Below are 25,673 nucleotides of genomic sequence, written 5' to 3' on the forward strand. Positions count from 1 at the left end.
TCCGCGCGCCGGATCAAGAGGCAGGCTTCACGCCGGCCTGGCGCGTCGCCTCCCAGGCCTGGCCGGGGATCGCCGCCAGCAGCTCGCGCGTATAGGCGTGGCGGGGATTTGCGAAGACCTCCGCGGTCGGGCCGAGCTCGACGATCTCGCCGCGCTTCATCACCGCGATCCTGTCGCAGATCTGCGCGGCGACACGCAGGTCGTGGGTGATGAACAGCATGGTGAGGCCGAGCCGCGCCTTCAGGTCGGAGATCAGATCGAGCACCTGGGCCTGCACGGATACGTCGAGCGCCGAGACCGGTTCGTCCGCCACGAGCAGGTCCGGCTCCAGCGCCAGCGCCCGGGCAAGGCCGATGCGCTGGCGCTGACCGCCGGAAAATTCGTGGGGAAAACGGTCGATGGCGCCGGCGTCAAGCCCGACGAGGCCAAGCAGCTCGCGCGCGCGGCCGAGCGCGGTCGCCCGCGCCACGCCGTGGGTGATCGGCCCCTCGGCAATGATGTCGCCGACCCTCCGGCGCGGGTTGAGCGACGCGAAGGGGTCCTGGAACACCATCTGGATCTTCTTGCGCAGCGGCTTGATCGCCGCCTTGCCGAGCTGGGCGATGTCGGTGCCGTCGAACAGGATGGAGCCGGCCGAGGGGTCGTAGAGGCGCACGACGCAGCGCGCGAGCGTCGACTTGCCCGAGCCCGATTCGCCGACGAGGCCGACCGTCTCGCCCCGCGCGACGACGAGCGAAGCATCGTTCACCGCCTTCACCTCGCTGCGCCGGACGAGGAAGCCGCCGCGGTGGAACACCTTGGAGACGTCCTTGATGTCGAGCAGCGGCGGCGCCGCCACGGCCTGGCGCGCATGGGCCGAGAAATGTGGGACGGCGGCGATGAGGCGCTGCGTATAGGGATGGCGCGGCTGGTTCAGCACCTCGTCGCGGCTGCCGATCTCGACGATCCGGCCCTTGCTCATGACCGCGACGCGGTCGGCAATATCGGCCACCACGCCGAAATCGTGGGTGATGAACAGGACGCCGGTGCCCTTGGTCGCCTGCAGGTCGCGGATCAGCCGGAGGATCTGCGCCTGGGTCGTGACGTCGAGCGCGGTGGTCGGTTCGTCGGCGATCAGCACGGCCGGCTCGAGCGCCAGGGCCATGGCGATCATCACGCGCTGGCGCTGGCCGCCGGACAGGCGGAACGGATAGGTGTCGATGGTCCGGGCGGGGTCCGGAATGCCGACATTGGCCAGCAGCTCCAGCGCCCGCGCTCGCCGCGTGGCGGGATTGCCGACGTCATGGGCTTCCATCACCTCGGCGATCTGGCGTCCGATCGGCATGATCGGGTTGAGCGCGGTCATCGGCTCCTGGAAGATCATGGCGACGCGCCGGCCTCGCAGCGAGCGCTTGGCCTCCGCGCTGAGGCCGAGAATGTCCTGGCCCTCGAAGGTGACCGAGCCGGAGGTCACCGGCAGGCGTTTCGGCAGGAGCCCCATGATCGTCGAGGCGGCGATCGACTTGCCCGAGCCGGATTCGCCGACGATGCACAGGACCTCGCCGGCGGCGAGATCGAAGGAGACCGCACTGATCGCCTCCGGGCGGTCGCCGCCCGGCGGCAGAGCCACCGTCAGGTCGCGGACCGAGATGATCGGCTGGGTCATTCGCCACCCCGGTCATGCAGGCGCGGGTTGAGCGCGTCCGAAAGGCCCTCCCCGATCAGGTTGAGGGCGAGCACCGTGAGAAACAGCGCAATGCCCGGGAAGACGCTGGTCCACCAGGCGAGCTGGATGGTCGAGCGCCCGGCGCCGATCATGAAGCCCCAGCTCATGACATTGGGATCGCCGAGCCCGAGAAACGACAGCGCCGCCTCGAGCAGAATCGCGGTCGCCACCATGAAGGAGGCGAGCACGACGATGGGCGACAGCGCGTTCGGCAGGATCTGCCGGAACACGATGGTGCCGGTGCCCTGCCCCAGCACCACCGCGGCCTGGACGAATTCGCGCGAGCGCAGCGACAGGAACTCGCCGCGCACGACGCGTGCCACCGGCGGCCAGGACACGATCGCCACCGCCAGCACGATGGACGCGACCGAGGGCTGGAAGATCGCGACGATCAGCAGTGCCAGGACGAAGCTCGGGATCGCCTGGAAGAATTCGGTGAAGCGCATGATGAGATCGTCGACGAAGCCGCCGGCATAGCCGGCGATCGCGCCGAGCGTGACCCCGATGAGCAGCGCCGCCGCGGTCGACACCGCGCCGATGATCAGCGATACCCGCGCGCCGTGGACGATGGTCGCCCAGACGTCGCGGCCGAGCATGTCGGTGCCGAGGACATGACCCTCCTCCAGCGGCGGCGTGACCGGCGCGCCGGCCATGTCCCAGGGATTGCCGGGCGCGATCCAGGGCCCGAACACGGCGAGCGCCAGCACCACGGCCATGATCGCCACCCCGACCACGGCGCCGATATTGCGCGAGAAGCGTTTCCAGAAGGCACTCATGCGCCCACCTCGATGCGGGGGTCGACCAGCGCATAGACGATGTCGGTGATCAGGTTGATCACCACCGCCATGGCCGAGGTCACGATGAAGACGCCGAGCAGGAGATTGTAGTCGCGCGCCAGCAGCGCCTCGAAGGCGAGCCGGCCGACGCCGGGCCAGGCGAACACCGTTTCGACCAGCACCGAGCCGCCGACGATGGTGCCGGCCTGCACGCCGGCGAAGCCGATCACCGGCAAGAGCGCGTTCCTCAGGATGTGCCGGCGCACGATCGGGCCTTCCTTCAGGCCCTTGGCCCGCGCGGTGCGGACGAAATCCTGGGTCGCCACCTCCAGCATCGAGGCGCGCGTCAGACGGGCATAGAGCGCCATGAAGAACAGGCCGAGCGTCAGCGCGGGCAGGATCAGGTAGCGCGCGACGTCGAGCGCGAAGGCAAGGCCCGTCAGGTCCTCGCCGATCGAATACATGCCGATCGCCGGCAGCCAGTTCAGCCAGATCGAGAAGACCAGGATGAACAGCAGGCCGACCCAGAACAGCGGCGTCGCATAGCAGGTCAGCGCGATGACCGTGATCAGGCTGTCGGCCCAGGTGCCGACCCGCCGCGCCGCGAGCACGCCGAGCGTCACGCCGACCGTGACCGCGAAGGCGAAGGCGGTGCCGGTCAGCAGGATGGTCGCCGGCAGGCGCTCGGCGATCAGGCTGCCGACGGTGCGCTGGACCCGGTGTGAATAGCCGAAATCGAGCGATGCTATGCCCTTGAGATAGATGAAGAGCTGCTCGCCGAGCGAGCGGTCGAGGCCGAACTGCTGGCGCAGCTGCGCCAGGAACTGCGCGTCCGCCGCGCCCGACTGGCCGGCGATGACGAGGGCCGGATCGCCGGGGGCGAGCCGCACCAGGAAGAAGGCGAGGATGACCACGCCGACCACCACGCCCAGCGCCTTGATCAGGCGCTGGGCGAGGAACATGAGGAAATGGGAGGCGTCCATGTCAGGCGCCCGCGATGCCCGCTGCCGCCACGCCGGTCACCCGAGCGTCACATCGGCGAAGCCGGCATGGATGCCGGTCGCCGTGGTGATGACGTTCTTCAGCCGCTTGTCGGTGATGGTCGGGAAGGCGAGCTCGAGCAGCCAGATCACCGGCATGTCCTCGATCAGCAGCTTCTGCACCTCGGCAAACGCCGCCTGGCGCTCCTCGGCCTTGGCCGCACGACGCGCCTTCAGGAAGGCTTCGTCCACCTTGGGGTTGGAATAGCCTTCGGTGTTGGTGAAGGCGATCTTCTGGATGTTCGAGGAAATGTAGGTGCGCTCGACGCCGATCGTCGGATCGCCCCACTGGTAGACGAAATTGACGGTGATGTCGTAGTCCCAGTCGCCAAGCCGGCGCGCCCAGGTGGCGGCATCGACCGCTTCGGCGGTGAGTTTCACGCCGACCTGGCTGAAGGCCTGGCGGATATATTCGCCGAGCCGGTTCCAGATCTCGCCATAAGGCAGCGACATGAAGCGCATTTCGAAGCGCGTGCCGTCGGCCTTGCGCGGCAGGCCGGCCTCGTCGAGCAGCTTGTTGGCCTCGGCGATGTTGAAGGCCGGCAGCCGCGACGACCGGTCGTAATATTTCGTTGTCGATGAGATCGGGCTCGTCGCCACCTTGCCGACGCCGAACCACAGCCGGTTCAGGATGAAGTTGCGGTCGATGGCCATGGACAGCGCGCGCCGGACCTTCGGGTTGTCGAGCGGCTTGACCCGGTTGTTCAGCTCGATCCAGGACAGCGGCCCGAACAGCTCCCAGCCTGCCGTCGCCACTTCCAGATTGGGCAGGCCCCGGAACCGCGGCACGTCGAAGGCCTCGATGTCGTTGAAGGCGGCCATCTGCACCTGGCCGGACTGCAGCGCGACACCGCGCAGGTTGGCGTCGGGAATGATCCGGTAGACGATCTCGTCGAGCTGCGGCTTGCCCTGCTGCCAATACTTGTCGAACTTGACGAAACGGATGAAATTGCCGCGCTGCCACTCGCCGAACCGGAACGGCCCGGTACCGACCGGATTCTGGTTCGCCGGATTGTTGCGATAGTCCGTGCCGTCATAGAGATGCTTCGGCAGCATCGGCAGGGTCATGGCGTCGAAATTGATGAGGAAGGGCTCGAACGGCGTCTTCAGCTTGATGACGACGGTCGACGCATCCTTGGCGGTGACGCTCTCGATATTGGCCAGCGTCGAGCGCAGACGCGGATTGATCTCCGGGTGCAGCTTGGTGATGTTGAAGATGACGTCGTCGGTGGTGAACGGCTTGCCGTCGTGCCAGGTGACGCCGGCCTGCAGGGTGAACGTATAGGTCAGACTGTCGCTGCCGACCTCCCATGACTTGGCGAGGCCCGGTCGTGGTTCGAGCTGCGGCGTGTAGGACAGCAGCCCTTCGAACAGCTTGCCTCCGACGATCAGCGTCGGTCCCTGATTGTTGATGCCCGGCACGACGATCGGCGGCTCGGGCGTGATCATCGTGTTCAGCACCTTGCGCCCCTGCGCGAGCGCCTCGGGGCAGAGGAAGGCCGGCGGCATCGCCGTCGCCAGTCCGCCCGCGACGGCGAGCTTCATCAGTGCACGACGGCTCGGCCGCCCGGCGGATCGATCCAATGCCATGAAAATTCCCTTCTGCTTCCCGATCTGACGCGCAGCACTTCGCGGCCGCTTTGGACCGAGTATGGGCGGGCGGCGGCAAGGCTGCCAAGCCACAAAAGCGCGCAGTCTGCCGAAGCGCCGGGCAGCCGCGCCTTTTTGATGGGTTGTGGCCCTTTGCCGGCTCAAGCGATGCTGGCGATCCGATTCAGGCATTCGTCGACGCTTCGGGAGGCTCCCGGGCGGATGCCGGGATCGGACGGTCCCGGGCGGTGCTGTCGAGGCGGGCTCGCAGGCGACTTCCGATCCGGAGCCCCCAACGCGTGAATCGAATGTCTGATCGGCCTCATTAGCGCGACATGCCCGACCTGCCCCCGCCGACTCATCCCGCCACCGTCCGGGTCGCCGCGCTTCTCGCCGTCACGCAGGTGATCGGCTGGGGCACGACCTATCACCTGCCGTCCACCCTGGCCGGCCCGCTCACAGCCGAGCTCGGCCTTGGCCGAGAAAGCGTCTTTGCCGGTGTTTCGGTCATGCTGGTCGTCGCCGCGGCGGTCGGCCCGCGTCTCGGCCGGATGATCGACCGCCATGGCGCGCATTGGCCGATGGTCGCCGGTTCCGCCCTCATGGGCCTCGCGCTCATCGTGCTGTCCAGGGCGAACGGGCTGGCGAGCTACCTCGCCGGCTGGGTCTTCATCGGCCTCGGCACGCCGCTCGCCCTCACCCAGGCCGCCACCGCCGCCCTCGCCCAGATCGACCGGCAGCGCGCCCGCCAGTCGATCGGCCTGCTCATGCTCATGGGCGGCCTCTCCTCCACCCTGTTCTGGCCGCTCACGGCCTGGCTCAATACCGCCATCGGCTGGCGCGAGACCTGCCTCGTCTTCGCCGCCGCACAGCTCTTCGTCTGCCTGCCGCTCCATGCCTTCGGGCTCGGCATGCCGAACGGGCATGGCCGTGATATGGCCGCCGGCGCCGATGCCGGCCAGCCGGTCCAGCCGCTCAACCCGGCCGACCGGCGCAAGGCGTTCATCCTGATGGCCGTCGGCTTTTCGCTGACCGGCTTCGTCTCATGGGGCTTGCCGCTGCATGTCATCGGCATCCTCGAGGGCTATGGCCATTCCGCCGCCTTCGCTGTCGCCGCCGGCGCCCTGATGGGCCCCGCGCAGATCTCGGCGCGGTTTGCCGAGATGACCCTCGGCAAGCGCTACGGCATTCTCACCATCGGCGTCATCTCGGCCGCGATCATGCCGGTCGCCGTGGCGCTGCCCGTCATCGGCAGCGCCACGCCCGCGGTCGCCATCGGCTTCGTCGTCGGCTATGGCCTTGCCGCCGGAGCCATGTCGATCGTGCGCAACGTCGCCCCGCTCGGCATTTTCGGCTGGCAGATCTATGCGACCATGACCGGCTGGCTGGCGCTGCCGCAGAACATCGTCTTCGCGATCTCGCCCGTCATCTTCGCGGCGATGATCCGCCAGGCGGGACCTTCGACCGCGCTTCTCATCGCCTTCGGCGCAGCCCTTGGCGCGCTCCTCGTGATGATCCTGCTCGAGCGCCATGTCCGGCGGGCCGTGCTGGCCGCCGGACCGCCCTGAAGGAAACGCGTCAGCTCACGACCGGCAGGTCGACGATGTCATAGGCATGGTCGATCGCCCGGTTGAGCACGGGGTCGACCAGCTCCATTTCGAAGCGTGCGGCCGGCCGGATGCCGCCGATGGCGCCGAGCGTGCCGCCGAACATGACGGTCGCCGGCGGCAGCGCCGGCTGGCCCGCCCATTTGGCGATCAGGTCCTGCGGCGGGCGCAGCGCCGAGAGCTTGCCCTCCTGGTAGAGCATGCGGTTGCCGTCGATCACGACATGCGACCTCAGGATCAATTCGTCCCAGTGCGGCGCCACCTCGTCGAGCTTCCACAGCACGGTCGCGACCGGCTTGGCACAGAGCTGCTTCGACAGCGCGATGCCGACCGTCTCGGCCTTGCGGTCGGTATGGTCGGAACCGACGGTCACCCACAGGCCGTCGGCGAGGGAGACGATCACCGGCTCGATCTCGCCCGAGGAATCCGGGCCCAGCACCTCGACGCGCGTCGATTGCGTCACCAGCGCGTTGGCGCCGCGATAGAACACCGGCACCGACGAGGGCCGCGGCACGCCGATCGCCGCCAGTTCCTCGATATGGTGGTTGATCGCCTCTTCGTCGCGGCCGGCCCAGCCGGCGACGACCAGCGTTTCCGGCGTGAAGGAGATGCGGTCGAAGCGATCGGCCTGGAGACGGGTAAAGGTGAGCATGGAGAAGGGTCCTGCTTGCTGAAACCTGCAGCGATACACGCGCGCGGGCGGGATCGCCAGCCTGCAGCCGGACGGCCGGGCCGCGCTAATCATACGACAAGGCGCCGGTTGCCGCAGGCGCGGGCTTCGGCTTTGATCCGGCCCGACCTATTGCGAGGGAGACAAGCCATGCAGCCGATGAGCGCCGGCATCACCAAGGCCGGGACCGGCATAGACGGCATCGTCTGGAACATCATGGGCCAGACCTATGTGCCGAAACAGCTGAGCGAGAGCTCCATGTCCTGGCACGCGACCTTCCCGCCCGGCACCTTCGTGCCGCCGCACATCCATCCGACCCAGGACGAGTTCATCTACATGCTCGAAGGCCGGCTGGACCTGGTTCTGGAGGGCCGCGAATTCGCCGCGACGTCGGGCGATCTCATCCGCCTGCCGATGGGCCAGGCGCACGGCATCTTCAACAAGTCCGACCAGGTCGTGAAGTGCTTCTTCTGGGTCGCCCCGACCCGCAAGCTCTACGACCTGTTCTGGGGCATCCACTCCCTGCCGGAGCAGACGCCCGAGGCGGTGGTCGCGATCTCCGCCAAGCATGAAGTGGTGTTCCTGCCGCCGCCGGCGGCCTGACCTTTCGGCAGAGCGAGGGCCTGATCGACACGGCGCCCCCCTTTGTTCGGGAGGCGCCGTTTCGTTGTCTGTCCGGGCTCAGGGCTTCGGCGGCTCGACGAGCGCGCCGACGATGCGGCGCACCAGCGGCAGGACGACAAGCAGGGTCGGAAAGGCGACGAGCCAGGACAGCCCCCAGGCTCCGGCCCAATGCCGCGCGAAGCCCGCGGAAAAACCGAGATTGAGCGCCGTCGAAACGGCCGAGACCACGGCGGTCATCAGGATCGACAGGACGAAGGGCATGACGATGCCGGCATAGCGCGCCGGCAGCTTGCGCAATCCGCGGCGCGGGGCGGCCTGGCTGAATTCAGAAGTCAACATGGATAGGTTCCGTTCACGGCCCCGCCCCTTGCGGCTCGGCCCGGCGAGCCGGACGCGCCGCCTTGGGGCCTGAGGGCCCTCGCAAGGTTCTGGCGCGTTGATTTTCGTGAACGCTTACGATCCCGCCCCGTATGGACGGAATGACGGCTGATTACCTGCTGCACTGCAACATGGCAAGGGCGAGCAGCGCGTGCCGGCCGCAACGCAGGCTTGCGCGCGATGCGGGTGGCGGTCAGGCTGCCCTGGCCTGGTTGACCTTGTCCTGGGTGAAGCCGGCGGTCGAGGCATAACCGCGGACGATCGCCTTGCGCTCGTCGAAGGTCAGCACCTTGTCGATATCGGTGAAGCCATCGGGGGCGCGCGCCTCGACGGCATCGATCACCCCTTCCGGCCCGCCGCTGCGGTTCAGCCGCACGATCTCCGCCGTCGCCGGCAGGCGCGTCTGCTCATAGGCCCAGAGCGCCTGCACCGGATGCTCGGCCGAGACCAAGAGGTCGGCGAGGCAGCGGGCGTCGAGAATGGCCTGCGAGGCGCCGTTCGAGCCGACCGGATACATGGGGTGGGCGGCATCGCCGAGCAGCGTGACGCGGCCATGGCTCCAGCGCGGCAGCGGATTGCGGTCGCACATCGGATATTCCCAGAATTCGGGCGTCGCCTCGACCATCCGCTGCGCGTCGAGATAGGGAATGGAGAAGCGCCGGAGATAGGGCATCAGGTCTTCGAACCGCCCGGGCCGCGACCAGTCCTCGCGCCGCGGCGGTGGCGTCGAGCCGTCGCCAAGCTTGGCCGCGATCGCCCAGTTCGTCAGCTTGCGTCCGGGCGCCAGCCCTTCCGCGATCGGATAGATCACCAGCTTGGCGCTCATCCCGCCGGCAATCACCATCGACCGGCCGGTGAGGAATTCCGGCCAGTCGATCGCGCCGCGCCACAGCATGATGCCGTTCCACGCCGGCGGCCCCTCCTTCGGAAAGAGCCTGGCGCGAACGGCCGAATGGATGCCGTCGGCGCCGATCAGGATGTCGCCGCGCGCCGTATGCCGGTGCCGGCCCTCCCGATCGAAGAAATAGGCGGTCACCCCTGCATCGTCCTGGCTCCAGGAGCCGAGCCGATGGCCGGTGAAGATGCGGCTCTCGCCGAGGCGGCCGCGCACTGCCTGGTAGATGACCTGCTGCAGGCGGCCGCGGTGGATCGAGAATTGCGGCACGTCGAAGCCGGCTTCCAGCCCGCGCGGCTCGCGCCAGATCTCCTGGCCGAAGCGGTTGGTGTAGATGAGCTCGTGGGTGCGCACCGCCACGTCGTCGAGGCGCGGCAGAAGGCCGAGCCCCGCCAGTTCCTTGATCGCATGGGGCAGCGTGTTGATGCCGACCCCGAGCTCGCGCACCTCCGAGGCCTGTTCGTAGACCTCGCAGTCGATGCCGCGCTCGGCCAGCATCAGGGCGGTCGTCAGTCCGCCGACGCCGCCGCCGACAATGATGGCCTTCATGAAACCCGCGCCTCCCCGACGCGACGGCAAGAATTGCCTTCACTATTGCGATGCGTCCGGCGCGGCGCAAGGCGGCGGCGCCGAGACACGTCGTTGCAGCCCGCAATATGACGCAAAAATTCACGTCAGGTTCAGCGAAGCGGCAGGAAGGTTAAGCCCGTGGGATCGCCCCCGGGATCCCTCGCATCAGCATGGGCGGCCAGCCACCCCCGGGTACCCCGCCGCCCCGCAGGAGGACTTTCATGCGAACGTTCACTTCCCGCCTCGGCGCCTTTTTCGGCTCGCTCGCGCTGGCGATCGCGGCTGCGACCGCCCTGGCCCCGGCATCGGCCGCCGAACGGCGCGCCGAGCCGTTGACGCAGGCTCCGGCGCCGCAGGGACAGCCGATCGAGATGCAATATGGCCAGCGCGGCCATGGCTGGGGCCACCGCCATCACCATCATCACCGGCATTGGCATGGCCACCGGCGCCACTGGCACCACCATCACTACCGGCCGCGTTGGCACCATCACCATCACGGCCACCACCATTGGCGTCGGCACTGGCATCACCACCACCACGGCCACCATCGTCACTGGCATCACCGCCACGGCTGGTAAGCGCCTTTCCCCCAAACGCCCGCCGGTCTCAGGCCCGGCGGGCGTTTTCACGCGCGGCAGGGGCATTCGAGCGGCCCGTTCCGCGCCTGCCGCACGGCCCTTGCCTGATGCGCGGTCCCGGCGAAACAATGGACGGGACAGACTCGCAGCAACAGGACCGGCCCCATGACGCATTCCTGCCCGAAGCACTTCAAGCACCTCGTCGTCGAGCCCGGCACCAAATTCAAGCTCGGCGACATCGAGCCGCGCGAGGTGTCCTTCCTCGGCGACGAGGACAAGGCAAGGGCCCGGCTCGCCGAAGACATTGTCGAAATCGACAAGCTGCAGGATCGTCTCTATGCGGAGGGCAAGCGGGCTCTGCTCGTCATTCTCCAGGGCACGGATACATCGGGCAAGGACGGCACCATCCGGGGCGTGTTCAACACCACCGGTCCCCTCGGCGTCTCCGTGACGGCCTTCAAGAAGCCGAGCGAGGAGGAACTTGCCCACGACTATCTCTGGCGCGTGCATCTTGCCGCCCCGCGGCGCGGCACGATCGGCATCTTCAACCGCTCGCACTACGAGGACGTGCTGGTCGCCCGGGTGCGCAAGCTCGCGCCAAAAGACGTCATCGAGGAGCGCTACGAGCAGATCAACGCCTTCGAGAAGCTGCTCGTCGACAACGGCACGGTGATCCTGAAATTCATGCTGCACATCTCCCGCAAGGAGCAGGGCGAGCGCCTGCAGGAGCGTCTCGACAATCCCGACAAGCATTGGAAGTTCAATGCCGGGGACCTCGAGGACCGGGCCCTGTGGGACGACTTCCAGGACGCCTATCAGACCGCCCTGCGGCGCTGTTCGACCGCTGTCGCGCCCTGGCACGTCGTGCCGGCCGACCGCAAATGGGCGCGCAACTGCATCATCGCCGCCATCGTGCGTGACACGCTGGAGACGATGGATCCGGCCTATCCGAAAATGCCGTGGAAGCCGTCGGACTTCAAAGTCGACTGAGGAGGCGGCGCGGCGTCAGCCGGCATGGGGCGCGATGTCGCCGCGCTTCCAGCCCTCGCGCACCTCGGCCGCGTAGTCGGCGAAGCGGCCGGCCGCGATCGCCGCCCGGGCCCCGGCCATCAGGTCCTGGTAGTAGGCCAGGTTGATCCAGGTCACCAGCATGGCGCCGAGCATCTCCTCGGTCCGTACGAGGTGGTGCAGATAGGCCCTGGAATAGTCCCGCGCCGCCGGGCAGGACGAGGTCTCGTCCACCGGCCGCGGGTCGTCGGCATGGCGGGCATTGCGGAAATTCAGCTTGCCGAAACGGGTGAAGGCCTGGCCGTGCCGGCCGTTGCGGGTCGGCATGACGCAGTCGAACATGTCGATGCCGCGCGCGACCGACGCGAGGAGGTCGTCGGGCGTGCCGACCCCCATCAGATAGTGCGGCTTGCCGTCCGGCAGGTGCGGCATGACCTCCTCGATCATGGCCAGCATCACCGCCTGCGGTTCGCCGACCGCCAGGCCACCGATCGAATAGCCGGGAAAATCCATGCCGGCGAGGGCCCTGGCGCTCTCCACCCTGAGATCCGGCTGGTCGCCGCCCTGGACGATGCCGAACAGCGCCCTGCCCGCCGGCTGGCTTTCGAAGGCGCGCTTCGAGCGTTCCGCCCAGCGGATCGACAGGCGCATGGCGCGGTCGATGGCGGCGCGCTCGTTCGGCAGGGAGACGCATTCGTCGAGCTGCATCTGGATGTCGGAGCCGAGCAGCCCCTGGATCTCCACCGAGCGCTCGGGCGTCAGGTCGAAACGGCTGCCGTCGATATGGCTCGCAAAGGTGACACCGCGCTCGTCGAGCTTGCGCAGCTTCGACAGCGACATGACCTGGAAGCCGCCGGAATCGGTCAGGATCGGCCCAGTCCAGCCGCCGAAGCGATGCAGGCCGCCGAGCGTCGCGATCCGCTCGGCGCCGGGCCGCAGCATGAGGTGATAGGTATTGCCGAGGATCACGTCGGCGCCGAGCGCGCGGACCTGGTCCATGTACATGCCCTTGACCGTCCCCTGGGTGCCGACCGGCATGAAGGCCGGCGTGCGGATCGTCCCGCGCGGCGTGGTGATCAGCCCGGTGCGCGCGGCGCCGTCGCGCCCATCGATCCGGAACGCGAAAGCGGGCTTTCCGCCTGACGCGGCATCCGGCATGGCGAGATCAGGACGATGCGACATCGGATGGCGGCCCTTCGGCAAGACTGGCGGATTGGCGGAACAGGAGGCTGCCGTCGCCATAGGAATAGAAGCGATAGCCGGATGCGATCGCACGGGCATAGGCCGCCTGCATCCGTTCGAGGCCGGCAAAGGCGGAGACCAGCATGAACAAGGTCGAGCGCGGCAGGTGGAAATTGGTCATCAGCGCATCGACCGCGCGGAAGCGATAGCCCGGCGTGATGAAAATGGAAGTCTCGGCGGCGAAGGGACCGATCGTGCCGTCCTCGGCGGCCGCGCTCTCGATCAGCCGCAGCGAGGTGGTGCCGACCGCGACGATGCGGCCGCCGCGCGCGCGCGTCGCGTTGAGCGTCTCGGCGACCGCCGCGCTCACCTCGCCATATTCGGGATGCATGCGGTGGCCGCCCGTATCCTCGGTCTTGACCGGCAGGAAGGTGCCGGCGCCGACATGCAGGGTCACGAAATGAAGCTCGATGCCCCGCGCCTCGAGCCGTGCCATCAGGTCGGGGGTGAAATGAAGGCCGGCGGTGGGCGCGGCAACCGAGCCCTCGTCGCGGGCATAGACGGTCTGATAGTCGCTTCGGTCGGCACGATCCTCGGGCCGTTTCGAGGCGATGTAGGGCGGCAGCGGAATATGGCCGATGCGGTCGATCGCCTCGTCGAGCACGACGCCGTAGAGATCGAAGGCGAAAACCACGCCGTCGTCGTCCTTCGACACCACGGTCGCATCGAGGGCGCCGAGCAGGCAGGCCTCGGCAGTCTCGCCGAAGGCGACCCGGTCGCCCGGCTGCAGTTTCTTGGCACCGCGCACGAAGGCGAGCCAGCGATCCGGCGCGAGCCGGCGATGCAACGTCGCGGAGACGGCGGCGGTCGCCTCGCCGCGCCGGCGCAGTCCCTCGAGCTGGGCCGGAATGACTTTGGTGTCGTTGAACACCAGCGCATCGCCCGGCTGCAGCAGGTCGGGCAGGTCGCGCACCAGGCGGTCTTCGCAGGGCGCATCGCCTGATGGCACCACCATCAGGCGCGCGCTGTCGCGCGGGCTCGCGGGGCGCAGCGCAATCCGCTCCGGCGGCAGCTCGAAATCGAAAAGGTCGACGCGCATGGCGATCTTGGCGATGGCGGGCCGGCAAAGACCCTTGGAAAACGAACGGCGCCCGGGAACCTGCCCGGGCGCCGCGTGACCTATCACAAACTCTCGGAGCTTGGCGACCGCCCCCGGCGGTCAGAGCTTCGCGATGCCGCTTCGCCGGTCAAAAACCGTCAAAGCTTGGCAATGACGTCGCCGTAGGTCGCCATGTCGTCGGCGGCCATGCGGGCCACGACGATCTTGTCGGGATCGCGCACCGGCTCGCCGCGCTTGATCGTGTCGACATTCTCCATGCCGTCCACGACCTTGCCCCAGACGGTATACTGGCGGTCGAGGAAGCGGGCATCGTCGAAGACGATGAAGAACTGCGAATTGGCCGAATTCGGGTTCTGCGCCCGGGCCATCGAGACGATGCCGCGAATGTGCGGCTCGGCGTTGAACTCCGCCTTCAGGTCGGGATAGCGCGAGCCGCCGGTGCCGGTGCCGTGCGGACAGCCGGTCTGGGCCATGAACCCGTCGATCACGCGGTGGAACACGATGCCGTCGTAGAAGCCTTCCTTGACCAGCCGCTTGATGTGGTCGACGTGGCCAGGGGCGAGATCCGGCCGCATGGCGATGATCACCCGGCCCTTCGTCGTCTCGAGGATCATTGTGTTTTCGGGATCGAGCGCCATGGGCGGCCTCCTTGTGTTGTCTGCTTATCGGGTCAGCGGATGTCGGCGGCGACGCGGACGCGGATCATCCGGTCGGGATCGTTGCGCACCTGGCCGTTGTTGCGCGGATCGCCGCGCTTGATCTTGTCGACGGCATCCATGCCCTGCACCACCTGGCCGAACACCGTGTACTGGTTGTTCAGCGAAGGATATTCGTTGAACATGATGAAGAACTGCGAATTGGCCGAATTCGGGTCCTGGGCGCGGGCCATGCCGAGCACGCCGCGCACGAACGGCTCGCGCGAGAATTCGGCATTGACGTTCGGCAACTGCGAACGGCCGGTGCCGGTGCCGGTCGGGTCCCCGGTCTGGGCCATGAAGCCGTCGATCACGCGGTGGAAGACGATGCCGTTGTAGAAGCCCTGGCGGGCGAGCGTCTTGATCCGCTCGACATGGCGCGGCGCAAGGTCCGGCCGCAGCTTGACGATGACGGGGCCGTCCTTGAGCTCGATCACCAGGGTGTTTTCCGGATCGAGGCCGGCCGGCAGGCGGATCGCCTGGGCGGCAGCCGGCAGGACCGCGCCGAAGGCCAGCGCGTTGGCGAGGAAAAGACGACGTTTCACGTATTCGATCTCCGCGTGAGGATCAGGAGCGCTGCGGCGCCTTGGCGGCAACCTTGCCGGCCAGGGCGGTCGCGACCGCCGGCGGCACGAACTGGCCGACATCGCCACCCATCAGCGCGATCTGGCGCACCAGCGTGGCGGTGACATGGCGAACGCTGGGCGAGGCCGGCAGAAAAATGGTCTGAACGTCCGGCGCCATGCCCGAATTCATGCCCGCCATCTGCATCTCGTAGTCGAGATCGGTGCCGTCCCTGAGGCCGCGGATGAACAGGCTGGCACCGGCGCGCTGGGCGGCCCAGACCGCGAGATCGTCGAAGGTGATGACCTTCAGCACGCAGTTCTCGGCGGCTGCGACCGGCGCGCAGACCGTCTGCAGCATCGCCATGCGCTCGTCGGCGCTGAACAGCGGCGCCTTGCCGGGATGCACGCCGATGCCGATCACCAGTTCATCGGCCAGCCGGCAGGCATGCCTGATGACGTCGAGGTGGCCATTGGTCACGGGGTCGAACGAGCCCGTATAGAGCGCGACGCGTCTTGTCATGCATGTTCGCTTAAACAAGCAGGCCGCCACACGCAAGGGAACCATGCCGGTCACGCGTTGCGCGGAGCCGCCGGCATTGCGAAGAATGCGGCCCCGAAGGAGACGCTCACAATGTCGCAGGCAGACGAAACCCGCATCACCCAATGGCTGAGCGACCAGCGCCAGGCCATGCTCGACCTACTGCGCGACGTGGTCGACATCGATTCCGGCTCCTACGACAAGGCCGGCGTCGACGCCGTCGGCGCGCGCTTCGAGCAGTTCCTGGCAAGCCAGGGCATCGAGACCTGGCGCGAAGCGCACGGCGTTTTCGGCGATGCCATCCACGCCAAGGTGGGCGAGCCGGGCACGAATGAAAAGCCGATCCTCTTGATGGGGCACCGCGACACCGTCTTCCCCAAGGGCGAGGCCGGCCGCCGGCCCTTCACGATCGACGGCAGCCGGGCTTACGGCCCCGGCGTCTGCGACATGAAGGCCGGCATCGTGATGAACCTGTTCGTCGCCGCCGCCTTCAAGAAGTTCGGCGGCGCGCCCTGCCCGATCAAGGTGCTGATCACCTCGGACGAAGAGATCGCCTCTCCGTCCTCCCGGCCGGTGATCGAACGCGAGGGCCGCGCCGCCCGCGCGGTCTACAATTCCGAGCCCGGCCGGCCCAGCGGCAATGTCATTGCCGGGCGCAAGGGCGGCGTCTTCATGCGTTTCGAGGTGTTCGGCAAGGCGGCCCATTCCGGCGGCAATTTCACCAGCGGTATCAGCGCGATCGGCGAACTCGCCCACAAGGTCGTGGCGATCCACGCGCTGACCGACCTCGACAAGGGCATCACGCTCAATGTCGGCCTCGTCTCCGGCGGCCAGTCAGTCAATACCACCGCTCCCCACGCCGAAGGCCAGATCGACCTGCGCTATGTCGATCCCGCCGACCGGAAGCGGACGCTCGAGGCGATCGAGAAGATCATGGCGAACCCGACCGTGCCGGGCACGACGGCCAAGCTCGAGATCAAGGGCGAGTTCCTGCCGGTCGTGCAGACCGAAGCGGCGAAGGCCATCTTCACGGCCTATCAGGCCGCCGCGAAGGATTCCGGCCTGACGGTCGACGGCGAGTTTTCCGGCGGCTGCGCCGATTCCGGCTTTACCGCTTCGGTCGGCACGCCGACGCTCTGCGGCGTCGGACCGGTCGGCGGTCTTGCCCATACGGTTGAAGAATACATGGACATCGACACCATGGTGCCGCGCGCCCAGGCGCTGGCGCTGTCGATCCTGCGGACACAGGTCGACTGACCCGCCTCACCGCCCTTGCGACGCCGGCAGCAGGACGAAGGCTGCGCCGGCGCCGATCGCGGCCATGACCGCCGCCACGACGAAGAGCCACACGAACCCTGCCGCCAGCATCGCACCAAGCGCGGCGATGCCGAGCGCGAAGCCCGCCTGGCGCAGCACCACTGTGACTGCCGCGGCCATGCCGGTTTCGCCAGCCGGTGCAAGCGCCACCACGGCGCCTGACAATTGCGGATGGACGAGCGCCGCGCCGAGACCGCCTGCCGCCATGCCGGCGAGCGCAAGGCCATCGAGACCAAGGCCGGCGGCGAGCGCCAGCGCGGCATTGCCCGCTGCCATCAGAACGAGCCCTGCGCCGAACAGGCCTTTCCAGCCGAAGCGTCCCGCAAGACGCGCACCGAGCGGCGGCAAGACCAGCATGGGCAGCGTCGCCGCCAGCAGCGCCAAGCCGCTTCCGCTTGTGGACATGCCAAAGGTGCGCTCCAGAAACAGCGGCAGATAGACCAGCACGGCCCAATAGCTGACCGAAACCGCAGCGAGCAGGACCGCGACGCCGGCCATGGACCGCTGCCCGAACAGCCTGATGTCCAGGATCGGGCGCGACCGGCGCGCCTGGCGCGACACGAAACCCCTGGCAAGGCCGAAGCTCGCCGCAAGCGCCAGCGCCGGCCAGAGCAGGCCACCGGACGTTGCGGCCGCCCCCGCCTGCAGCAGCGCCACGATGGCAAGGCCGAGGGCGCCCGTTATCAGCACGATGCCCGTCACGTCGGACGGTGCCGGATCGGCCGCGCGGCTCTCGGCCACCAGGCGCGGCAGGACCCAGGCAAGGGCGAGGCACAGCGGCACGTTGACGAGGAAGATCCAGCGCCAACCAAAACCCATCGCCACCAGCCCGCCGAGCGTCGGCCCGACCGCCATGGCGATGCCGGAGACGACGCCCATGGCGCCGAAGGCCCGCGCCCGCTCGGCCGGCTCGCGATAGGCATCGGCGATGAGCGCGATGGCGCCGGTCACCACGAAGGCGGCGGCCGCCCCCTGCAGCGCGCGGGCGGCCCAGATCATCGGCCCGTTCCAGGCAAGCCCGCAGAACAGCGACGCCAGGGCGAAGACGAGGTTGCCGGCGATCAGGACGCGCCGTCGGCCGTGGCGGTCGGCAGCCGCGCCGGCAGCCAGGAGCAGCCCGGTAAAGGCAAGGCTGTAGGCATCCATCACCCAGGCGAAGCCGGCAAGACCGAAGCCGAGATCCCGGCCGACGGCCGGCATGGCCACCACCACCGCGGTGACGTCGAGCTGGGTCAGGAAAGCGCCCATGGCAAGCGCAAGGGCCGGCGCGAGCGCGTGAACGCGCGCTCCGGCGGCCGCCGGAGCGGCACGGAATTCGGACATGGGAAGGGCCTGTCGGTTGCCGGCCCAATCTCGCAGATCGTCCCGGCCACGCACCAACGCCAAGGGTTCACATCGACATGAATTTATTTCATGATGACAGAATGCGCGCCCTGCCCCCGTTCGATGCCCTGGTTGCCTTCGACACCGCCCTGCGCCTGCGCAGCATGACGCTGGCGGCGGCCGAGCTCGGCCTGACGCAGAGCGCGGTCAGCCACCGGCTGCGACGGCTCGAAGGCTTCATCGGCACGCCGCTGCTGCTGCGCTCCGGCAGCGGACTGGCGCCGACGCCCTCGGGCGCGGCCCTGGCCGCCGGCCTGGCGGACCTGCTCGACGGGCTCGCGGATCTGCGCGCGCGCTGCCGGGCCGCGGCTTCGTCATCGGCCCTGCAGGTCGGCGTCGGAGCGGCGCTGGCCGATCACTGGCTGGTCCGGCGACTGCCGGCCTTCGCCGCCGCCCATCCGGACATGGCGGTCGCGCTCACCGTGATGACCAGCGAGGCCGAGGCACGCGCGGCAAGCTGCGACGTTCAGGTCGCGTGGCAGCCCGTCGCGACGGCCCGCTCCACCTCGACCCAGCGGCTGCTGTTTCAGGAGCAGGTCTTTCCGGTCTGCCATCCGCGCCTGCTGCCGGGCGGCCGGATGCTGGAGGTTCCGGCTGCGCTCGCCCGCCTGCCGCTGCTGCACAAGGGCGAACCCGGCCGCAATGCCGGAACGGAATGGTCCTGGGCGACCTGGTTCGAGCGGCTCGGCCTCGATGGCAAGCCCACGGTGAGCCTGCGTTTCGGCACGATCGGCACGGCGATCGCCGCGGCGCTCGAGGGCGCCGGCGTCGTGCTCGCGCGTTCGCTGCTGGTCCACGACGCGCTCGCCGACGGCCGCCTCGCGCGGGTCCTGCCCGCGCACTGGGACATGGCGTCCAGCAAGGCTCATCTGGTGCGCTGGCCAGCGGCCCTCGGCAGCGATCCGCGGGTGCGGCGGTTCACGGCCTGGCTGGTCGCCGAGGCCGATCGGACCATGGCGTCCGCCCCGACCTGAGCGCTCCCGCCGGTCCAAAAACGATGGCCGGGCACAGGCCCGGCCATCGGTCAGTGTCGGACGTGAAACGATCAGGCGTCCGGGGCGGCCTCGCCGGCACCCTCGCCGCCTTCGGCTTCGGTCTCGTCGCCCTCCTCGCCTTCATCGGTGATGCGCTCGACCGAGACGACCTTCTCGGTCTCGTGCGTATCGAACACGATGACGCCCTGGGTCGAGCGGCCGGCCACGCGAATGCCGTCCACCGGGCAGCGGATCAGCTGGCCACCGTCGGTGACCAGCATGATCTGGTCGCGGTCCTCCACGGGGAAGGAGGCGACGAGGCGGCCGTTGCGCTCGTTGACCACCATGGCGACGATGCCTTTGCCGCCGCGGCCGGTGATCCGGTACTCGAAGGTGGAGGTGCGCTTGCCATAGCCGTTCTCGGACAGGGTGAGCACCACCTGCTCGGCCGCCGACATCTCGGCATAGCGTTCCGACGACAATTCGCCGGTGCCGGCCATTTCCTCGTCGTCCCCGCCCTCCTCGCCGGTCACTGCCCGGCGCATCTTCAAATAGGCCGAGCGCTCTTCCGACGTCGCCTCGAAATGGCGCAGGATCGCCATCGAGATGACGCGGGCGTCCTCGGCGAGCGTGATGCCGCGCACGCCCATGGAATCGCGGCCCTTGAACACGCGCACCTCGTCGACGGCGAAGCGGATGCACTGGCCGGTATCGGTGGTCAGCAGCACGTCGTCGGCTTCCGAGCAGACCGCGACATTGACGATCGCCTCGCCCTCGTCGAGCTTCATGGCGATCTTGCCGTTCCGGTTCACCTGCACGAAGTCCGACAGCTTGTTGCGCCGGACCGTGCCACGCGTGGTCGCGAACATCGCATCCAGGGTCGCCCAGGTGGTCTCGTCCTCGGGCAGCGGCAGGATGGTGGTGATCCGCTCCTCCGGCTCGAGCGGCAGGATGTTGACGAGGGCCTTGCCGCGTCCCTGCGGCGGCGCCAGCGGCAGACGCCAGACCTTCAGCTTGTAGACCTGGCCGCGCGAGGAGAACAGGAGCAGCGGCGTGTGGGTATTCGCCACGAACAGCCGGGTGACGAAATCCTCGTCCTTGGTCTGCATGCCCGAGCGGCCCTTGCCGCCGCGGCGCTGAGCCCGGTAGGTCGAGAGCGGCACGCGCTTGACGTAGCCGGTATGCGAGACGGTGACGACCATGTCCTCGCGCTGGATCAGGTCCTCGTCATCGAGGTCGCCGCCATGTTCGAGGATCTCGGTCTTGCGCGGTGTCGCGAACTCCGCCTTCACCGCCGACAGCTCGTCCTTGATGATGGTCTGGATGCGCAGGCGCGAGCCGAGAATGTCGAGATAGTCGACGATCTCCTCGGCGAGCTTCTTCAGCTCGTCGCCGATCTCGTCGCGGCCAAGGGCGGTCAGGCGCTGCAAGCGCAGGTCGAGGATGGCGCGGGCCTGGGTCTCCGACAGCTTGTAGGTGCCGTCCTCGCCGATCGGGTAGCGCGGGTCGTCGACGAGGCGAATGAGCGGCGCGATGTCGACCGCGTTCCACTGCGGCGCCATCAGGCGCTCGCGGGCGGTGGCCGGATCGGGCGCGGTGCGGATGATCCGGATCACCTCGTCGATATTGGCCACGGCGATGGCCAGGCCGCACAGGACGTGGGCGCGCTCGCGCGCCTTGCCGAGCAGGAACTTGGTGCGCCGGCTGACCACGTCCTCGCGGAAGGCGATGAAGGCGGTCAGCAGGTCCTTGAGGTTCATCACCTCCGGCCGGCCGCCGTTCAGGGCCACCATGTTGCAGCCGAAGCTGGTCTGCAGCGCGGTGAAGCGGAACAGCTGGTTCAGCACGACGTCGGCCACCGCATCGCGCTTCAGCTCGATGACGATGCGCATGCCCTCGCGGTCGCTCTCGTCGCGGAACTCGGCGATGCCCTCGATCCGCTTCTCGCGCACCAGCTCGGCAATGCGCTCGAGCATCTGCGCCTTGTTCACCTGATACGGGATCTCGGTGACGATGATCGCCTCGCGCTCCTTGCGCACGGTCTCGATCGACGTGCGCGCGCGCATGATGATCGAGCCGTGGCCGGTCTCGTAGGCCGAGCGGATGCCGGAGCGGCCGAGGATCAGGCCGGCAGTCGGGAAATCGGGGCCTGGAATGATCTCGAGCAGTTCGTCGACCGAGATCTCCGGCTTGTCGATGGTGGCGAGGCAGGCATCGACCACCTCGCCCAGATTGTGCGGCGGAATGTTGGTCGCCATGCCGACCGCAATGCCGCCGCCGCCATTGACCAGCAGGTTCGGGAAGCGCGCCGGCAGCACCGTCGGCTCGCGCTCGGAATTGTCGTAGTTGTCCTGGAAGTCGACGGTCGCCTTGTCGAGGTCCGACACCAGCTGGTCGGAGATCTTCTGCAGCCGGACCTCGGTATACCGCATGGCCGCCGGCATATCGCCGTCGACCGAGCCGAAATTGCCCTGGCCTTCGACCAGCATGACGCGCATGGAGAAATCCTGCGCCATGCGCACCAGCGCGAAATAGACCGACTGGTCGCCGTGCGGATGGTATTTACCGATGACGTCGCCGACCACGCGCGCCGACTTGCGATAGGGCTTGTTCCACTCGTAGCCGTTCTCGTGCATCGAATAGAGGATGCGCCGGTGCACCGGCTTCAGGCCGTCGCGGGCATCGGGAAGCGCGCGGCTGACGATCACGCTCATGGCGTAATCGAGATAGCTGCGGCGCATCTCGTCGGTGATCGAGATCAGGCGAATTTCGGTCGGGTCCGAGGGCGTATTGCCCGCGGGCGTATCGTTGTCGTCAGCCAAAGGGTTCTTCCGATGGGGCGGGATCGATGGCCCGCTGGTACTCGTGTTTCTAGCCGATTCCTTGACGTGAAACCAACCCAATCGACTCTTCCGCCGTCGCCGATTTCGCTTTCTTTTCAAATATTTATGGAGAGCACTTCGCAGCCTGTGGACGAAGCTGCCACGAAATGGGCACAAAGGAGCCGGCGCGGTGGCCTTCAAGGGGGGCGAAAGCCATGGAATTCCTGACCAATGCGCTGGTGACGCTGCTCGTCATCGTCGAGCCGCTGGCGCTCGTGCCGATCTTCCTGGCGACGACCCAGGGCTTCTCCGCCGACCAGCGCCGGCAGGTCGCCTGGCGCGCCAGCGTCATCGCCTTCGTCCTGCTGTCGCTCTGTGCTTTCTTCGGCGAATGGCTGCTGACCCGGCTGGGCATTTCGCTGCCGGCCTTCCGCATTGCCGGCGGACTGCTTCTGTTCTCGATCAGTTTCGAGATGATTTTCGGCCTGCGCGCCGGCCGCAAGAGCGCGGTCGAGCGCGAGGAGATCGACAAGGACCACATCATCCGGGTGGCGGCCTTTCCCATGGCAATACCGCTGCTGGCCGGCCCCGGCGCCATCGCGGCCACCCTGCTGCTTGCCGGCCAGACCGGCGGCAGCCCGAGCCTGATGGCCGGCCTGATCGCCGTGCTCGCCGTCGTCATCGTCCTGTCCTGGCTGTGCCTGCGCATTGCCGAAAGGGTCAACCGCCTGCTCGGCACGCTCGGCAATGTCGTGGTCTCGCGCCTGCTCGGCATCATCCTGGCGGCCCTGGCCGTGCAGTTCATCATTGACGGCATACGCGCCGCGATCCGCGCCTGACGCGGCCGGTCATCCGCCGCCGACCGGCCGGCGCAGCACGAGGCTGGCCGTGACGAAGCCGACGGCGGCAAAAAAGGCCCTCGCCTCGGCGTTGGCGGCCCAGGTGCCGAGATCGATCCCGCCGAGGCCGCGGTCGCGCGCCACCTGCTCGGCATAGCCGATCAGCGCCCGTCCGACGCCCCGCCGCCTGAGGCCCGGCGCGACGCCGAGCTGCTGCACCACGAGATACGATCTTTCGCGCAGGAATGCCGTCTCAAGCTGCACGGCGACATCGAGCCAGACATAGCCGGCGGCGACCGCATCGATCCAGGCGATCGCCATCAGACTGCCGGGCTCGCCGAGCTGCGCGCGAAAGAAGGCCCTGATCTCCTCGGGATCCGGCTCCGCCTTGAAATCCTCCGGGCAGAGCGCAGCGTGCAGGCTCTGGGCGGGCTGGTTCAGCGCGACCAGGAGCGCGAGATCGCCGAGGTCTGCCGCCCTCACCTCGATCGGCATGCGGATCGCCTCCGGCCCGGCCGTGGCATGAACGGCGGGCAGGAGCGGATCTTAGCGCGACGAGGCGGCGGCGGCGACCGGGCCTTTGCCGGCTTCGGGATCTAGGGCCGGGCCGAGATCGCCACGGCACCGGTCCGGGCATTGTCGACCCGGACGGTCCGGTCGAGGAAGCCGTCGGCGCGGATCCGCGCCAGGAAGGCATTGAGTACGGCGACAGCGGCCGGACGGCCCTGACGCACGGCGAGGGCCTGTGGCGTGCTGGCAATGTCGCCTTCGAGCCGCCGTGCCCCCTCCATCGCCTCGATGAGGCTGAGGAGCCGTGCATTGGCAGCGGCAAAGCCGTCGACGGCACCGATTTCCAGCATCGCCTGCGCGCCGGCGATGCCGCTGCCCTCGATCGGCACCACCACCACGCTGGGATAGTCGCGTGCGAGGGTGACGCCGACCGTGTCGCCCGCGCTGACGCCGATCCGCACCGGCCGCTGCGCCAGGTCCGCGATCCGCCGCAAGGGCGAGGCCGCACGGACGGCGATCCCTTGCGGGTTGAGCAGATAGACGTCGGAAAAGTCGACCTCGCGCCGGCGTACGGGATTGTCGGCGAGCAGCGCCATGTCGATGCGGCCCTCGCCAAGCGCCGCGACGACCGCTTCGCTGCCGCGCAGGCCGATCATGTCGAGCCGGACGCCGAGTTCACGGGCAAGTTCCCCGGCGAGCGCCGGACCGATGCCGGTCAGCGCGCCGGAGCGCGGATCGCGAACCGCGTGGATCGGATTGCCGTCGATATAGCCGACCCGCAGGACGCCGGTCGGCGCCAGCACGGCACCGGCCTCGCCGGCACCGGCGCCGCGCGGCATGAGCGCAACGAGCGCCAGCATCAGGGCGAACAGCCAGGACTGCGGCCGGCGCGCGCCGACAGGGACCACGTCCCGGCTGGATCCGTGCTCGGCCATGGCGGCCTCCCGGCGGGATGCGGCGCGAAGCGCGTCGCTGTTCGCCTTCTCCGGCAGGCCTAGCGAATGGAGCGCCGCCGCGCAATTCAAGCCTGTTCAACAGCTCTCACGCGGCCGCGACCGCGGCGCGCTCAACCGGCGTCGGCAACCGCGCGCTCGCCGACGACCAGGGTGATCCAGGCGAGTCCGAGGGCCGCGACACCCGCGAGCGCGATGATCGCGACCATGGGCAGGGCCGTTCCGTCGAACAGCAGGCTCGCCACCACGATCATCACCACGCCGGTCGCCATCTGCAGCGTGCCGCCGAGCGCCGAGGCCATGCCGGCGATCGGTCCGTGCCGCTCGAGCGAGAGCACCATGCTCATGGGAATGACCAGGCCCTGGAAGGCGAAGGTCAGGAACAGCATGATCACCAGCCCGGCAAGGCTCTCCTGGCCGCTGACCAGCAGCGCGAGATGGAGGAGCGCCATGACGCTCGAGCCGAGGCTCGCGCCGACGATGACCCGCCCCATGCCGAACCGCTCGCCGAGCATGGCGCTGAATTGCGAGGCGCCGATAAAACCGATGGCATTGACGGCGAAGGCGATGCTGTAGAGCGTCGGCGTCAGGCCGTAGCGATCGATGTAGAGGAACGAGGAATTGGCGAGGAAGGCGAAGAAGCTCGCCATGCCGAACGCGCCGATGAAGGTGACGCCCATGAAATGCCGGTCGCGCAGCAACAGCCCGTAGCTCGACAGCACGGTCTGCAGGTCGCTGCGGATGCGCTCGGCCGGCGGACGCGTTTCGGGCAGCGCCAGGGCCGTCAGTGCAAGGCTGAGGACGGCCGCGACCGTCAGGACGGCAAAGATGGCGCGCCAGTCGAACAGCGCGATGAGGCCGCTGCCGGCGAGCGGTGCCAAGATCGGCGAGACGCTGATCACCAGCATGACGAGGGTCATCAGCCGCGTCGCCTCCACCCCGGTATGCAGGTCGCGGATGATGGCACGCGGCACGACCATGACCGAGGCGGCGCCGACGCCCTGGACGAACCGGAGCGCGATGAGCCATTCGATCGAACGCGTCAGGCCGCAGCCGATCCCGGCCAGCGTGAACAGGGCGAGGCCGAAATAGAGCGGCGGCTTGCGCCCGACCATGTCGGAGACCGGGCCGTAGAAGATCTGGGTGAGGCCGAAGCCGGCCATGAAGGTCATCAGCGTCATCTGCGCGCCGGCCGTGCCGGCACCGAGATCGGCGGCGAGGGCCGGCAACGCCGGCAGATACATGTCGATGGCGAAGGGGCCGACCGCAGCCAGCAAGCCCAGAATGAACGCGTTACGGGCAAAGCTGTGCATGCACTGCATCCTCGAAGTAT

24 protein-coding genes are annotated in these 25,673 nt (G+C 68.3%); 7 read left to right on the forward strand and 17 right to left on the reverse strand.

The features are described from left to right. Positions 1 to 13: 13 nt before the first annotated feature. From OZ671_RS21025 to OZ671_RS21040, 4 genes are read right to left on the reverse strand one after another with little or no spacing between them, the layout of a single operon-like run. Positions 14 to 1,645 (reverse strand): ABC transporter ATP-binding protein, encoded by a 1,632-nt coding sequence (locus OZ671_RS21025; RefSeq protein WP_268862536.1) that lies wholly within the window; start codon positions 1,643 to 1,645, stop codon positions 14 to 16. Next, on the reverse strand, positions 1,642 to 2,481 hold the full coding sequence (locus OZ671_RS21030; protein WP_268862537.1) for an ABC transporter permease: 840 nt from the start codon (positions 2,479 to 2,481) through the stop codon (positions 1,642 to 1,644). The genes OZ671_RS21025 and OZ671_RS21030 overlap by 4 nt, the downstream gene beginning before the upstream one ends. Continuing rightward, positions 2,478 to 3,464 carry an ABC transporter permease gene (locus OZ671_RS21035; protein WP_268862538.1) on the reverse strand — a complete coding sequence of 329 codons (987 nt, stop codon included), beginning with the start codon at positions 3,462 to 3,464 and terminating at the stop codon, positions 2,478 to 2,480. Before OZ671_RS21035 ends, OZ671_RS21030 begins: the two co-directional genes overlap by 4 nt. Positions 3,465 to 3,500: 36 nt before the next feature. Next, complete coding sequence (locus tag OZ671_RS21040) at positions 3,501 to 5,111, reverse strand: ABC transporter substrate-binding protein (RefSeq protein ID WP_268862539.1); 1,611 nt, start codon at positions 5,109 to 5,111, stop codon at positions 3,501 to 3,503. Between the two features lie 335 nt (positions 5,112 to 5,446). Here OZ671_RS21040 and OZ671_RS21045 point away from each other — a divergent pair, with 335 nt between their 5' ends. After that, positions 5,447 to 6,679: an MFS transporter gene (locus OZ671_RS21045; protein ID WP_268862540.1), complete on the forward strand. Its 1,233-nt coding sequence runs from the start codon at positions 5,447 to 5,449 to the stop codon at positions 6,677 to 6,679. A 10-nt stretch (positions 6,680 to 6,689) separates the two neighbouring features. Here OZ671_RS21045 and OZ671_RS21050 read toward each other — a convergent pair whose 3' ends face one another. Further along, positions 6,690 to 7,370 (reverse strand): DUF2848 domain-containing protein, encoded by a 681-nt coding sequence (locus tag OZ671_RS21050; protein ID WP_038312156.1) that lies wholly within the window; start codon positions 7,368 to 7,370, stop codon positions 6,690 to 6,692. Between the two features lie 168 nt (positions 7,371 to 7,538). On the opposite strand from OZ671_RS21050, the gene OZ671_RS21055 reads away from it, so the two are divergent. Beyond that, positions 7,539 to 7,991, forward strand: a complete 453-nt coding sequence (locus OZ671_RS21055) for a cupin domain-containing protein (protein ID WP_038312152.1) — start codon at positions 7,539 to 7,541, stop codon at positions 7,989 to 7,991. Positions 7,992 to 8,069: 78 nt separating this feature from the next. On the opposite strand, the gene OZ671_RS21060 is transcribed toward OZ671_RS21055, so the two are convergent. Then, on the reverse strand, positions 8,070 to 8,351 hold the full coding sequence (locus OZ671_RS21060; protein WP_103168548.1) for a DUF2798 domain-containing protein: 282 nt from the start codon (positions 8,349 to 8,351) through the stop codon (positions 8,070 to 8,072). 232 nt (positions 8,352 to 8,583) lie between these two features. After that, positions 8,584 to 9,834 (reverse strand): flavin-dependent oxidoreductase, encoded by a 1,251-nt coding sequence (locus OZ671_RS21065; RefSeq protein ID WP_268862541.1) that lies wholly within the window; start codon positions 9,832 to 9,834, stop codon positions 8,584 to 8,586. Positions 9,835 to 10,076: 242 nt separating this feature from the next. Here OZ671_RS21065 and OZ671_RS21070 point away from each other — a divergent pair, with 242 nt between their 5' ends. Beyond that, the gene (locus OZ671_RS21070; RefSeq protein ID WP_268862542.1) at positions 10,077 to 10,433 is read left to right on the forward strand and encodes a hypothetical protein; all 357 of its coding nucleotides are present in this window, start codon (positions 10,077 to 10,079) and stop codon (positions 10,431 to 10,433) included. A 165-nt stretch (positions 10,434 to 10,598) separates the two neighbouring features. Next, complete coding sequence (locus OZ671_RS21075) at positions 10,599 to 11,423, forward strand: polyphosphate kinase 2 family protein (protein WP_268862543.1); 825 nt, start codon at positions 10,599 to 10,601, stop codon at positions 11,421 to 11,423. 15 nt (positions 11,424 to 11,438) lie between these two features. On the opposite strand, the gene tgt is transcribed toward OZ671_RS21075, so the two are convergent. The 5 genes from tgt to coaD form a co-directional block, all read right to left on the reverse strand. After that, complete coding sequence (gene tgt, locus OZ671_RS21080; RefSeq protein ID WP_268862564.1) at positions 11,439 to 12,599, reverse strand: tRNA guanosine(34) transglycosylase Tgt; 1,161 nt, start codon at positions 12,597 to 12,599, stop codon at positions 11,439 to 11,441. 7 nt (positions 12,600 to 12,606) lie between these two features. After that, positions 12,607 to 13,722 (reverse strand): tRNA preQ1(34) S-adenosylmethionine ribosyltransferase-isomerase QueA, encoded by a 1,116-nt coding sequence (queA, locus tag OZ671_RS21085; RefSeq protein WP_268862544.1) that lies wholly within the window; start codon positions 13,720 to 13,722, stop codon positions 12,607 to 12,609. Positions 13,723 to 13,880: 158 nt separating this feature from the next. Beyond that, positions 13,881 to 14,381, reverse strand: a complete 501-nt coding sequence (locus OZ671_RS21090) for a peptidylprolyl isomerase (RefSeq protein WP_268862545.1) — start codon at positions 14,379 to 14,381, stop codon at positions 13,881 to 13,883. Positions 14,382 to 14,413: 32 nt separating this feature from the next. Then, on the reverse strand, positions 14,414 to 14,983 hold the full coding sequence (locus OZ671_RS21095) for a peptidylprolyl isomerase (protein ID WP_442957111.1): 570 nt from the start codon (positions 14,981 to 14,983) through the stop codon (positions 14,414 to 14,416). Between the two features lie 22 nt (positions 14,984 to 15,005). After that, positions 15,006 to 15,524 (reverse strand): pantetheine-phosphate adenylyltransferase, encoded by a 519-nt coding sequence (gene coaD, locus OZ671_RS21100; RefSeq protein ID WP_038312134.1) that lies wholly within the window; start codon positions 15,522 to 15,524, stop codon positions 15,006 to 15,008. A 111-nt stretch (positions 15,525 to 15,635) separates the two neighbouring features. Here coaD and OZ671_RS21105 point away from each other — a divergent pair, with 111 nt between their 5' ends. Beyond that, positions 15,636 to 16,799, forward strand: a complete 1,164-nt coding sequence (locus OZ671_RS21105; RefSeq protein ID WP_268862546.1) for a M20 family metallopeptidase — start codon at positions 15,636 to 15,638, stop codon at positions 16,797 to 16,799. A 6-nt stretch (positions 16,800 to 16,805) separates the two neighbouring features. Here the strand turns inward: OZ671_RS21105 and OZ671_RS21110 are convergent, their stop codons facing one another. Then, positions 16,806 to 18,182: an MFS transporter gene (locus OZ671_RS21110; RefSeq protein ID WP_268862547.1), complete on the reverse strand. Its 1,377-nt coding sequence runs from the start codon at positions 18,180 to 18,182 to the stop codon at positions 16,806 to 16,808. Positions 18,183 to 18,283: 101 nt separating this feature from the next. Here OZ671_RS21110 and OZ671_RS21115 point away from each other — a divergent pair, with 101 nt between their 5' ends. Beyond that, on the forward strand, positions 18,284 to 19,216 hold the full coding sequence (locus tag OZ671_RS21115) for a LysR substrate-binding domain-containing protein (protein WP_268862548.1): 933 nt from the start codon (positions 18,284 to 18,286) through the stop codon (positions 19,214 to 19,216). 71 nt (positions 19,217 to 19,287) lie between these two features. Here OZ671_RS21115 and gyrA read toward each other — a convergent pair whose 3' ends face one another. Next, on the reverse strand, positions 19,288 to 22,038 hold the full coding sequence (gyrA, locus tag OZ671_RS21120; protein WP_268862549.1) for a DNA gyrase subunit A: 2,751 nt from the start codon (positions 22,036 to 22,038) through the stop codon (positions 19,288 to 19,290). 215 nt (positions 22,039 to 22,253) lie between these two features. On the opposite strand from gyrA, the gene OZ671_RS21125 reads away from it, so the two are divergent. Beyond that, positions 22,254 to 22,877, forward strand: coding sequence for a MarC family protein (locus OZ671_RS21125; protein ID WP_038312124.1), 624 nt, complete (start codon positions 22,254 to 22,256; stop codon positions 22,875 to 22,877). 9 nt (positions 22,878 to 22,886) lie between these two features. On the opposite strand, the gene OZ671_RS21130 is transcribed toward OZ671_RS21125, so the two are convergent. The 3 genes from OZ671_RS21130 to OZ671_RS21140 all read right to left on the reverse strand — a co-directional run bounded on the left by OZ671_RS21130 (position 22,887) and on the right by OZ671_RS21140 (position 25,653). Next, positions 22,887 to 23,372 carry a GNAT family N-acetyltransferase gene (locus tag OZ671_RS21130; RefSeq protein ID WP_268862550.1) on the reverse strand — a complete coding sequence of 162 codons (486 nt, stop codon included), beginning with the start codon at positions 23,370 to 23,372 and terminating at the stop codon, positions 22,887 to 22,889. Between the two features lie 101 nt (positions 23,373 to 23,473). Continuing rightward, complete coding sequence (locus tag OZ671_RS21135) at positions 23,474 to 24,322, reverse strand: transporter substrate-binding domain-containing protein (RefSeq protein ID WP_268862551.1); 849 nt, start codon at positions 24,320 to 24,322, stop codon at positions 23,474 to 23,476. A gap of 131 nt (positions 24,323 to 24,453) precedes the next feature. Further along, positions 24,454 to 25,653, reverse strand: coding sequence for a multidrug effflux MFS transporter (locus OZ671_RS21140; protein ID WP_268862552.1), 1,200 nt, complete (start codon positions 25,651 to 25,653; stop codon positions 24,454 to 24,456). Positions 25,654 to 25,673 lie beyond the last annotated feature (20 nt).

The organism is Phreatobacter sp. AB_2022a, assembly GCF_026847585.1.
In the GTDB taxonomy this organism is placed as follows: domain Bacteria; phylum Pseudomonadota; class Alphaproteobacteria; order Rhizobiales; family Phreatobacteraceae; genus Phreatobacter.

Coding starts and splice junctions, on each gene's coding strand:
- OZ671_RS21075 (WP_268862543.1), top strand. CDS start 10,599: ATGACGCATTCCTGCCCGAAGCACTTCAAGCACCTCGTCGTCGAGCCC.
- OZ671_RS21115 (WP_268862548.1), top strand. CDS start 18,284: ATGCGCGCCCTGCCCCCGTTCGATGCCCTGGTTGCCTTCGACACCGCC.
- OZ671_RS21070 (WP_268862542.1), top strand. CDS start 10,077: ATGCGAACGTTCACTTCCCGCCTCGGCGCCTTTTTCGGCTCGCTCGCG.
- OZ671_RS21105 (WP_268862546.1), top strand. CDS start 15,636: ATGTCGCAGGCAGACGAAACCCGCATCACCCAATGGCTGAGCGACCAG.
- OZ671_RS21045 (WP_268862540.1), top strand. CDS start 5,447: ATGCCCGACCTGCCCCCGCCGACTCATCCCGCCACCGTCCGGGTCGCC.
- OZ671_RS21060 (WP_103168548.1), bottom strand. CDS start 8,351: ATGTTGACTTCTGAATTCAGCCAGGCCGCCCCGCGCCGCGGATTGCGC.
- OZ671_RS21040 (WP_268862539.1), bottom strand. CDS start 5,111: ATGGCATTGGATCGATCCGCCGGGCGGCCGAGCCGTCGTGCACTGATG.
- OZ671_RS21090 (WP_268862545.1), bottom strand. CDS start 14,381: ATGGCGCTCGATCCCGAAAACACAATGATCCTCGAGACGACGAAGGGC.
- OZ671_RS21035 (WP_268862538.1), bottom strand. CDS start 3,464: ATGGACGCCTCCCATTTCCTCATGTTCCTCGCCCAGCGCCTGATCAAG.
- OZ671_RS21130 (WP_268862550.1), bottom strand. CDS start 23,372: ATGCCGATCGAGGTGAGGGCGGCAGACCTCGGCGATCTCGCGCTCCTG.
- OZ671_RS21065 (WP_268862541.1), bottom strand. CDS start 9,834: ATGAAGGCCATCATTGTCGGCGGCGGCGTCGGCGGACTGACGACCGCC.
- OZ671_RS21110 (WP_268862547.1), bottom strand. CDS start 18,182: ATGTCCGAATTCCGTGCCGCTCCGGCGGCCGCCGGAGCGCGCGTTCAC.
- OZ671_RS21140 (WP_268862552.1), bottom strand. CDS start 25,653: ATGCACAGCTTTGCCCGTAACGCGTTCATTCTGGGCTTGCTGGCTGCG.
- OZ671_RS21025 (WP_268862536.1), bottom strand. CDS start 1,645: ATGACCCAGCCGATCATCTCGGTCCGCGACCTGACGGTGGCTCTGCCG.
- tgt (WP_268862564.1), bottom strand. CDS start 12,599: ATGCCGGATGCCGCGTCAGGCGGAAAGCCCGCTTTCGCGTTCCGGATC.
- OZ671_RS21030 (WP_268862537.1), bottom strand. CDS start 2,481: ATGAGTGCCTTCTGGAAACGCTTCTCGCGCAATATCGGCGCCGTGGTC.
- coaD (WP_038312134.1), bottom strand. CDS start 15,524: ATGACAAGACGCGTCGCGCTCTATACGGGCTCGTTCGACCCCGTGACC.
- OZ671_RS21135 (WP_268862551.1), bottom strand. CDS start 24,322: ATGGCCGAGCACGGATCCAGCCGGGACGTGGTCCCTGTCGGCGCGCGC.
- OZ671_RS21125 (WP_038312124.1), top strand. CDS start 22,254: ATGGAATTCCTGACCAATGCGCTGGTGACGCTGCTCGTCATCGTCGAG.
- OZ671_RS21050 (WP_038312156.1), bottom strand. CDS start 7,370: ATGCTCACCTTTACCCGTCTCCAGGCCGATCGCTTCGACCGCATCTCC.
- queA (WP_268862544.1), bottom strand. CDS start 13,722: ATGCGCGTCGACCTTTTCGATTTCGAGCTGCCGCCGGAGCGGATTGCG.
- OZ671_RS21055 (WP_038312152.1), top strand. CDS start 7,539: ATGCAGCCGATGAGCGCCGGCATCACCAAGGCCGGGACCGGCATAGAC.